The sequence below is a fragment of the Clostridioides sp. ES-S-0049-02 genome, assembly GCF_020658465.1.
Taxonomy (GTDB): Bacteria; Bacillota; Clostridia; order Peptostreptococcales; family Peptostreptococcaceae; genus Clostridioides.
Window position 1 is genome coordinate 1 of the sequence record NZ_JACVWG010000027.1, and the last position, 9,441, is coordinate 9,441.

The window sequence follows — 9,441 nt, forward strand, 5'->3', positions numbered from 1 at the left end:
TAAAGATTATGTGGTTACAATAGCAGAGAGGATACACCTGTTCCCATTCCGAACACAGAAGTTAAGCTCTCTAGCGCTGATGGTACTTGGTGGGAAACTGCCTGGGAGAGTAGGACGTAGCCACGTAGTCTTTTTTTATTGTTTGCTATAAAATCTAAAATTAAACAGAATATAAACTCTGTATTGATTTATACTAAGATAAAATATAGAATTATATAATATAGACAAAAAGTTTTGATTTAGAAAGAAGGTATGATATGAATTCTAATGAAAGAAGAAACAAATTAATAGATATTTTAAAGGAATCCAAGCATCCTGTAAAAGGTGGAGTGCTAGCAGAGCTATTAAATGTAAGCAGACAAGTAATAGTACAAGATATAGCGCTTATAAGAGCTAAAGGTTTTGAAATAATAGCGACACCTCAAGGATATATAATATATAATCAACCATATTTTTCCAGACAAATAAAATGTAAAAATCATAGAAATCCCCAAGAAATTTATGAAGAACTAAGAATTATTGTAGATTTGGGTGGAATTGTAAAAGATGTTATTGTAAATCATCCGACATATGGTCAAATAACTGCGGAACTTAATATTTATTCTAAAATGGATATAGATGATTTTATGATAAAAGTTGAAAAAAATGAGTTTAAACAATTATCAGTTTTAACAGAATGTAGTCATATTCATACAATTGAAGCACTCAAAGAAAAAACTATTGAAGATATAATAAAAAAACTAGATGACAGTGGAATATTATCGTAAGGAGGAGTTAAATGAATTTTTTGTCATTGGCTAAGACTACTTCAACAAATAGTAATATAACGAAGAGAACTTTAGAAAATATGCTTAATAATTTCAGTGATAATATACCAAATATTATATATGCAATAACAATATTTATAATAGGTATTTATATAGCTAAGATAGTAAGAAAGATGGTTTCTAAATTTCTAATTAAATATGGAATGAGTAAAGGTGTAAATAATTTTATTGTATATGGTATATATATATCAATGCTATCCATCATATCACTGATAAGTTTAGGTATTATAGGAATACAAACTACATCAGTTGTAGCGGTCTTAGGAGCAGCTGGATTTAGTATAGGATTAGCATTTAAAGAAATATTATCAAACCTAGGTTCAGGCATGATTATTTTGTTTTTTAAGCCATTCAATATAGGTGATTATATTCAAGGGTCAGGTGTGGAAGGTACAGTTTCTGATATACAAATATTTAGCACTGTTCTTAAAACTCCAGATAATAAAACTATAATAATACCAAATTTTCAATTGACAAGTAATAATATAATTAATTACACACATCAAAATAAAAGAAGAATAGATTTTTCGTATAATATTTCTTATGACAGCGATATAGATATGGTTAAATCTATATTAAATGAAATTTTTACAAATGAAAAAAGGATACTAGATGATCCAAAGCCAATCATAGGGTTAAACTCTATAGGTAATAATACTATGCAAATAGTTGCTAGGCCTTGGGTTAAAACTGATGATTACTGGGATGTATACTTTGATATAATGGAAAAAGTTAAAAAGAAATTTGATGAAAATAAAATAGAAGTTCCATTTATTCCTGCTTCATTATTGTTTAATAACACAAGTAATTTAAATTCTTTAGATAAAAGATAATATTTTAATTAAACAAAAAAATCAAATTCAAGATAACAAATTAAAGAAAATTCTAAAAAAAATTGAATAATAGTATTGAAAGATGTTAATATATATAATATAATGATTATCAAATAAAACAATTAGTTAAAAGCATTGAAAGAAAATAGTAAAAAACAGGTTGTATTCAGAGAATGAGTGGATGGTGAGAACTCATTACAATGGTTTTTGAATCTACTCTAGAGCTTCTAGTTAAAGCTAGACGTTTACCTACGTTACAGGTCTGAGAGGATTGTACATATGGGTATAATCAATTAGGGTGGCAACGCGGATAAAAGATTTTCGTCCCTTTTATAGGGTAAACGGAGGTCTTTTTTTATTTTCAAAATTTGTTTAAACTAAGAATTTGCAGTTAAAAATGTTTTAATTTAAATTGGAATTATTAATTTATATTATAAAAATTATTAGGAGGAATTAATATGTTAGATATTAAAAGAATAAGAGAAAATTTAGATGATATTAAAAAAGCTATGGAAATAAGAGGCGAAAAAGAATTCGACCTTGATGCTGTAGTGGAATTAGATAATAAAAGAAGAGAGATACTTCAAGAAGTTGAAGTTATGAAAAATGAATTAAATGTAAACTCTAAAAAGATACCACAATTAATAAAAGAAGGAAAAGATGTAGAAGAGGAAAAAGCAAGATTAAAAGAATTATCAGACAAGATAAAAGGTATTGATGAGAAAGTAAAAGAAGTTGAAGGAAAAATGGAATATGCATTGATGAGAATTCCAAATGTACCTCATCCAGATGTGCCACAAGGTGAAACAGATGAAGATAATGTTCAAGTAAGAACTTGGGGAGAACCTACAAAATTTGATTTTGAACATAAAGCTCACTGGGATATAGGAACTGGTTTAGGGATATTAGACTTTGAAACAGCTGGAAAAATAACTGGTTCAAGATTTACTTTATATAGAGGATTAGGTGCTAGATTAGAAAGATCTTTAATGAATTTCTTCTTAAATACTCATACAGCTAAACATGGATATACAGAAGTTTTACCTCCATTTATGGCTAATAGAAATAGTTTTATAGGCACTGGTCAACTTCCTAAATTTGAGGAAGATATGTTTAAAATAGAAGGGCTAGAGTATTTCTTAATACCAACAGCTGAAGTACCTGTGACAAATATACATGCTAATGAGATATTAGATGTTGCAGAACTTCCAATAAAATATTGTGCATATACTCCTTGCTTTAGATCTGAAGCTGGTTCAGCAGGAAGAGACACAAGAGGTTTAGTTAGACAGCATCAATTCAATAAAGTTGAATTAGTTAAATTTGTTAAACCAGAGGATTCTTATAAGGAATTAGAATCATTAACTCATGATGCTGAAACTATGTTACAAATGTTAGGTCTTCCATATAGAGTTGTAAGAATATGTACAGGAGACTTAGGATTTACAGCTGCTTTTAAATATGATTTAGAAGTTTGGATGCCAAGTTATAATAGATATGTAGAAATATCTTCTTGTTCAAACTTTGAAGATTTCCAAGCAAGAAGAGCGGGAATAAGATTTAAAAGGGATAAAAAATCAAAAGCAGAATATGTTCATACATTAAATGGTTCTGGATTGGCTATAGGAAGATGTTTAGCTGCTATATTAGAAAATTATCAACAAGCAGATGGCTCTGTAGTGGTTCCAGAAGAATTAAGACCTTATATGGGTGTTGATGTTATAAAATAATTATGTATTAATATTATATAAGTGATAATATATTTTAAGATTAAAAATATACTGTAAGTAAATAGTAAATTAGAAAAAGTTATGAGATTTAATAATTTCATAACTTTTTTATGTTAATATATATAATAGAATATTCATCATAAAAAGCTAAATATTTTCATAAATCAACATTTAATTAGACGTTGAAAAAATTTTTTTAGGTTAATTTAAATTAAATGTAGCTATGTATAGCAATATATTAAATAAACAAAATAAAATTAAGTTGAATTATAAAATGAATTATGATAAGATAAGTTTGTTATAAGTTTTGGGAGGAATTATGGAAAGTTCATTTTATATGAAAGAAGCATTAAAAGAAGCATATAAAGCATATAATAAGAGAGAAACACCAATAGGTGCTGTTATAGTTAAAGATAATCAGATAATAGCAAGGGCTCATAACCTTACAGAAACATTGAAAGATTCTACAGCTCATGCAGAAATTTTAGCGATAAAGCAAGCATCAGAAAAATTAGGTGGATGGAGATTGACAGATTGTGATTTGTATGTTACACTAGAGCCTTGTATAATGTGTAGTGGTGCAATAGTTAATTCTAGAATAAAAAAGCTTATAATAGGGACAAGACATATAAAAAATTCATATATAGAGAAACAGCATGAGTTTAAATTAGATTATTTTGATAATAATAATGTAAAAGTGGCTTTTGATGTTTTGCAAGAAGAATGCTCGATCATATTGCAAGAATTTTTTAAGGCATTAAGAAAAAGAGATTAAGGAGAGATGGTCGAGTGGTCGAAGGCGCTCGCCTGGAAAGCGAGTATATGGGTAAAACTGTATCGTGGGTTCAAATCCCACTCTCTCCGCCAGAAACAATAAATAAAAGTAATTAAATATGGTTGTAATTTTGCTGTACTAGATGGGGAGGTAGCGGTGCCCTGTAACCTGCAATCCGCTATAGCAGGATTGAATTCCATCTAAAGGCTTATTTTTTGTAGGGCCGCCCTAAATAAGTGGTGTTGATGCTTAGGTCCTGCGCAATGAAAGCTCATGAACCCCGTCAGATCCGGAAGGAAGCAGCGGTAAGTGATCACTTTTGTGTGCCGCGGGGGTGCCTAAGTTGAGCTAACTGTTTTGGTAACGCCTATGGAATTAAGTCGATAGATGGTGTACAGCATTTAATATATAAAAGACTAATCCCTTAGATAATGAGGGATTTTTTTATTAATTTTACTAAAGAGAGGTAAAAAGATGCATAAAGCATTATATAGAGCATATAGGCCACAAAGATTTGATGATGTTGTTGGTCAAGAACATATTATTAAGACTTTAAAAAATCAAATATACAATGATAATATAGGACATGCCTATTTGTTTTGTGGTACAAGAGGTACTGGAAAGACATCTACTGCAAAAATTTTTTCAAGAGCGGTAAATTGTTTAAATAAATTGAATGAAGAACCTTGTAATGAGTGTGAAATATGTGAATCAATATTAAAAGATAATACAATGGATGTTGTAGAAATAGATGCAGCATCAAATAATAGTGTAGATGATATAAGAGAGCTTAGAGAAAGTGTAAAATATTCTCCAGCTAATGCTAAATATAAAGTATATATAATAGATGAGGTTCATATGTTGTCTCAAGGAGCTTTTAATGCATTGTTAAAGACATTAGAAGAACCTCCCTCATATGTAATCTTTATATTGGCTACTACGGAACCTCATAAGATACCTGCAACTATTTTATCACGTTGCCAAAGATACGATTTTAAAAGAGTTACTGTTAAAGATATGACTCTTAGGATGAAAAAAATTTGTGAAGATGAAGGAATTGACATAGATGAAAAAGCTCTTAATCTGATATCTAGAAACTCTCAAGGAGCACTTAGAGATGCTCTTAGCATATTAGATCAGTGTATATCATTTGGAGAAAATACAGTAGACTATAAAGATGTTGTTGAGTTGATGGGAAGCGTGAATATAGAACAATTATTTGAGTTGTCTCAATGTATTGTAGCACAAGATACTAAAAAATCTCTTGAAATATTAAATGAATTTGTTTTATGGGGTAAAGATATAAGAAACCTTATAAATGATTTAATAGATCATTTTAGAAATTTAATGGTTTGCAAAGTATCATCAGAATTAGATGAAATAATCTCATTACCAGAAGAAACTATAGAGCAACTTAAATCTCAATCTGAGGACATAGATATGAATGATTTAATAAGAATTTTAAATATACTGTCAACAACTCAAGATGATATAAAATCATCTTCAAATCCAAGAGTCTTAGTAGAAATAACTATAATGAAGATTGCTCAGCCAATGTTTGATGAAAGTAAAGAAGCTCTTATTAAAAGGGTTGAGAATTTGGAAAAAATGATTGAAATGGGTAGCTTTAAAATTACAAATAATGATAGTGGTAAAGAAAAGGAATATGAGGATAATAGAGAAATAGATTCAAAAAAAGAAAGTATAGTTTATGAAGAGGTAAAAAATGAAGATGTTCTACTTATAGAATCATCATGGAAAAATATACTTAAACAAATTAAAAAAGATAAAAAAATGCCAATATACGCTCTTTTAAGTGAGGTAAAAAGTTTTAATGTATATTCTAACATGTTATATGTAATATTTGATGATAAATTTGATTTTGCAAAAACTAGATTAAGCTCCCCAGATACAATAAATTATCTAGAGAAGACTATAAGAGAAGTTTTAAATAGAAGCTTTAGTGTAAAAATAGTATTGTCATCAGAAGTCAAAGATATAAATCTTGAAGTTAAAGAAAAAAAAGACATTGGTGAAGAGATACTAAAGAACATAGTAAACGAAGATATACTAGAAATAAAAGATAGTATTGATGAAAATGAAAGTAAATAATAAAATACTATTATGATATAATAATAAAATGAAAATAAGTTTAGGAGGAATAGTGTTTATGGCTAAAAAAGGTTTTGGAGGCGGAATGATGCCTGGTGGTGGAAATATGAATAATTTATTAAAACAGGCTCAAAAGATGCAAGAAAACATGCAAAAAGCTCAACAAGAGTTAGAAAATAAAGAAGTAGAAGCTTCAGTTGGTGGAGGAGCAGTTACTGTAAAAGTTAATGGTAAAAAAGAAGTTTTAGATATAACTATTAAACCAGAAGTTGTTGATCCAGACGATATAGAAATGTTACAGGATTTAGTTTTAAGTGCAGTAAATCAAGCATTGAGAAATATTGATGATATACAAGCAAATCAAATGAGTAAGGTAACTGGAGGTATGAATATACCAGGGTTATTCTAGTAGGTGATATTTATGCAAGTTTATACAGGTCCGATAACGAGACTAATAGAAGAATTTTCAAAGCTTCCAGGAGTTGGAAGAAAGACTGCTCAAAGGTTGGCTTTTCATATTATTAATATGAATACTAATGATGTGGAGGCTTTATCTAAGGCAATTATAGACGCAAAAAGAGAGATAAAGTATTGTTCAATTTGTTGCAATATAACAGATACAGACCCATGTAGTATGTGCTCAAATAAGAATAGGGATTCTAGTACTATATGTGTGGTAGAAGATCCGAGAGATGTTGCAGCTATGGAGAGAATAAGAGAGTTTAAAGGGCAATATCATGTATTAAATGGGGTTATTTCTCCAATGGATGGTATTGGACCAGATATGCTAAAAATAAAAGAGCTTATACAAAGGCTTGGTAATCAAGATGTAAGAGAAATAATAATGGCTACAAATCCTACTATTGAAGGAGAAGCTACAGCTATGTATATTGCAAGATTAGTAAAGCCAATGGGAATCAAAGTTACTAGGATAGCTCATGGTCTTCCTGTTGGAGGCGATTTAGAATATGCAGATGAAGTTACAATATCGAAAGCATTGGAAGGCAGAAGAGAAATATAAAAATCGAGGTTACTACCTCGATTTTTGTAATTTTTTGGAGTTAAATTCAGATTAATTTTGATTTAGATTTATTGAATAAATCTCTTCTGTATTGTATAATTTGTTGTATAAATCATTTAAAAATTTTGATAGGGGTGCAACATGAAACCAATTATGAACTTAGAAGAACATAATGCAATGAAAGAAAAAAGAATTAAAAAAATGAAATCAAAAGACAAGCCTAAATATGATGATTTTGAGGAGATCAGTTTTTCTAACAAGAAAAAAACTAAGAAAACTCCAAAAAATAAAAATACTGAATTCAGAAATAACTATAAAAACTATCAGTATGATTATGAAGAAGATTTTTATGAACCAATCTAGCAATTAAATAATTAGAAGATAAAAAATCCCTAATAGGTATACTATAGGGATTTTATTTATTTTATTAATCAGAAATTATACTTAATACTAAATTAGCTATGTTTTGGGCTGAATTTGACTTTCTTATAGATTTTATATTTTTCTTTAACATTTCTAGCCTACTAGAGTCATCTATTAAAACTTTTAATAATATTGATAAATTATATTTCTTTGTAGTTCTAAGTGCTGCACCACAATTGGATAAGAAATCAAGATTTTCTTCTTCTTGTCCAGGGATATAATATGGAACTATCATGGGTACATCTTTTAATAGTGCTTCAGTTGTAGTAAGTCCACCAGGCTTACTGACTAAAACATCGATAGAAGCTAAAATATCATTCATTTTATTAGTGTATCCAAGTACACATACATTTTTGTCATGATAACGAGATACAAGTTTTTTTTCAATTTTCTCTTTTAAACTTTCATTTCTACCAGTTATTACGAGTATCTGAAAATCTCTATCTGTATCTAATAACTCATCAAGAGTTTCTTTTATATTCCCAGCTCCAAAACTGCCACCCATAAGTAAAACAGTTAATTTATCAGGAGATAAATTTAGTTCAGAAAGAACAATTTTTTTATCTCTATGAGAATGGAATGATTTTTCAACAGGGATTCCAAATGTTCTAATTTTGCTAGGCTCGACTCCATCAAATACTAATAATTCCTTTACATACTCATGACCAACAATATAGTAGTCAATCTCATTTTGTATCCATGTGGAATGAGTAGTATAATCAGTTAGTACAGAAATAAGTGGAGGAACATTAATAGTACTTGTATGATGCTTATAAAAATGATCAGTAGAAGCATTTATTTCATTATTATGTAAGTTAAAATTTTTTTTCAATGTACTTAGAGCAATCATTGGAAAAGGATGTGTACCTATAATTAAATCTGGCTTAGTGTTTTTAATGAGTTTTTTAAATTTTTTTGCCATAAATGTAATGATTAGATTATCTTTAAATTCATTTTTCGATAAAAGGTTTGTTTCAGATAATCTATATACACTTCCATATGCTTTGGGTGTATATATGGCGGATTTTTCATATCCTCTTGAAATTATTTTATCCATTATGTTATTGACTAATTTCAAACTGTCTATTATTTCGCACTCAACTGGCTCTCCATCAATTGTTTTGGATGTAAGTTCTTCTTTAATAGCTAGAGCCGCTCTATTATGTCCACCACCTGTAGAAGCAGACATGATTAATACTTTCTTGCTCATAATAAAATCCTCCTAAAATGTAGCATAGTATTTATATAATATTTTGATGTGTAAAAATGTCGTTCTCAATCAAATTATTGATAAATCATTTTTTAATAATAATCTAATACAAGATTACAAAAATTACAAGTGAAAGAAATGTAAATTAATTTTAAAAAAATGTGTATTGCTACAAATAAAAAATTTAAATATAGAATAAAAAGGAAAATTGGGCATAAAATATATATTAGTCCTATGAAATAGAGACTTTTGTTTATTATTAATTTCTGAGAGTTAAGCTGATAAAACATAGAAAAATTAAAAATCTAAAAAAAAATAAAAAATTATATTGACTTAGACAAATAAAGCTGATATAGTATTACTTGTCCTTAAGAAAAGGGCAGACATGAAAAATGAACTTTGAAAATTAAACAGTAGGTTAATTTATAAAAACAAGAAACAAACCATAAAGCCAGATATTTAGATAACAATAGTATCTGAGCCTGATAAACTTTTATTTGAGAGTTTGAT

Annotated in this window: 9 protein-coding genes, 1 tRNA gene, 1 rRNA gene, 1 other RNA gene and 1 other annotated feature; of the genes, 11 read left to right on the plus strand and 1 reads right to left on the minus strand. The window is 28.5% G+C overall.

The window, feature by feature from the left end; translation table 11 throughout:
* Positions 1-9: 9 nt before the first annotated feature.
* The 11 genes from rrf (at position 10) to IC213_RS19955 (ending at position 7,661) form a co-directional block, all read left to right on the plus strand.
* Positions 10-126 (plus strand): 5S ribosomal RNA (gene rrf, locus IC213_RS19905).
* 131 nt (positions 127-257) lie between these two features.
* Positions 258-767: a transcription repressor NadR gene (locus IC213_RS19910; protein ID WP_227856174.1), complete on the plus strand. Its 510-nt coding sequence runs from the start codon at positions 258-260 to the stop codon at positions 765-767.
* An 11-nt stretch (positions 768-778) separates the two neighbouring features.
* Positions 779-1,660 (plus strand): mechanosensitive ion channel family protein, encoded by an 882-nt coding sequence (locus tag IC213_RS19915; protein ID WP_227437590.1) that lies wholly within the window; start codon positions 779-781, stop codon positions 1,658-1,660.
* Between the two features lie 126 nt (positions 1,661-1,786).
* Positions 1,787-1,992: a binding site (T-box leader), on the plus strand.
* Between the two features lie 126 nt (positions 1,993-2,118).
* A complete protein-coding gene (gene serS / locus IC213_RS19920; protein WP_227483911.1) occupies positions 2,119-3,390 on the plus strand; it encodes a serine--tRNA ligase in 1,272 nt (423 codons plus the stop codon).
* 319 nt (positions 3,391-3,709) lie between these two features.
* The gene (locus tag IC213_RS19925; protein WP_227437594.1) at positions 3,710-4,165 is read left to right on the plus strand and encodes a nucleoside deaminase; all 456 of its coding nucleotides are present in this window, start codon (positions 3,710-3,712) and stop codon (positions 4,163-4,165) included.
* Positions 4,166-4,257 (plus strand) — tRNA-Ser (locus IC213_RS19930).
* A gap of 41 nt (positions 4,258-4,298) precedes the next feature.
* Positions 4,299-4,563: signal recognition particle sRNA large type (ffs, locus tag IC213_RS19935), an RNA gene on the plus strand.
* Positions 4,564-4,639: 76 nt separating this feature from the next.
* Entirely contained in the window at positions 4,640-6,277 is a 1,638-nt protein-coding gene (gene dnaX / locus IC213_RS19940; RefSeq protein WP_227437596.1) for a DNA polymerase III subunit gamma/tau, read from the plus strand.
* Between the two features lie 58 nt (positions 6,278-6,335).
* A complete protein-coding gene (locus tag IC213_RS19945; RefSeq protein WP_227437598.1) occupies positions 6,336-6,686 on the plus strand; it encodes a YbaB/EbfC family nucleoid-associated protein in 351 nt (116 codons plus the stop codon).
* A 12-nt stretch (positions 6,687-6,698) separates the two neighbouring features.
* The gene (gene recR, locus IC213_RS19950) at positions 6,699-7,298 is read left to right on the plus strand and encodes a recombination mediator RecR (protein ID WP_227437599.1); all 600 of its coding nucleotides are present in this window, start codon (positions 6,699-6,701) and stop codon (positions 7,296-7,298) included.
* 141 nt (positions 7,299-7,439) lie between these two features.
* Positions 7,440-7,661 carry a hypothetical protein gene (locus IC213_RS19955; protein WP_227437601.1) on the plus strand — a complete coding sequence of 74 codons (222 nt, stop codon included), beginning with the start codon at positions 7,440-7,442 and terminating at the stop codon, positions 7,659-7,661.
* Between the two features lie 64 nt (positions 7,662-7,725).
* On the opposite strand, the gene IC213_RS19960 is transcribed toward IC213_RS19955, so the two are convergent.
* Positions 7,726-8,931: an MGDG synthase family glycosyltransferase gene (locus IC213_RS19960; RefSeq protein ID WP_227437604.1), complete on the minus strand. Its 1,206-nt coding sequence runs from the start codon at positions 8,929-8,931 to the stop codon at positions 7,726-7,728.
* Positions 8,932-9,441 lie beyond the last annotated feature (510 nt).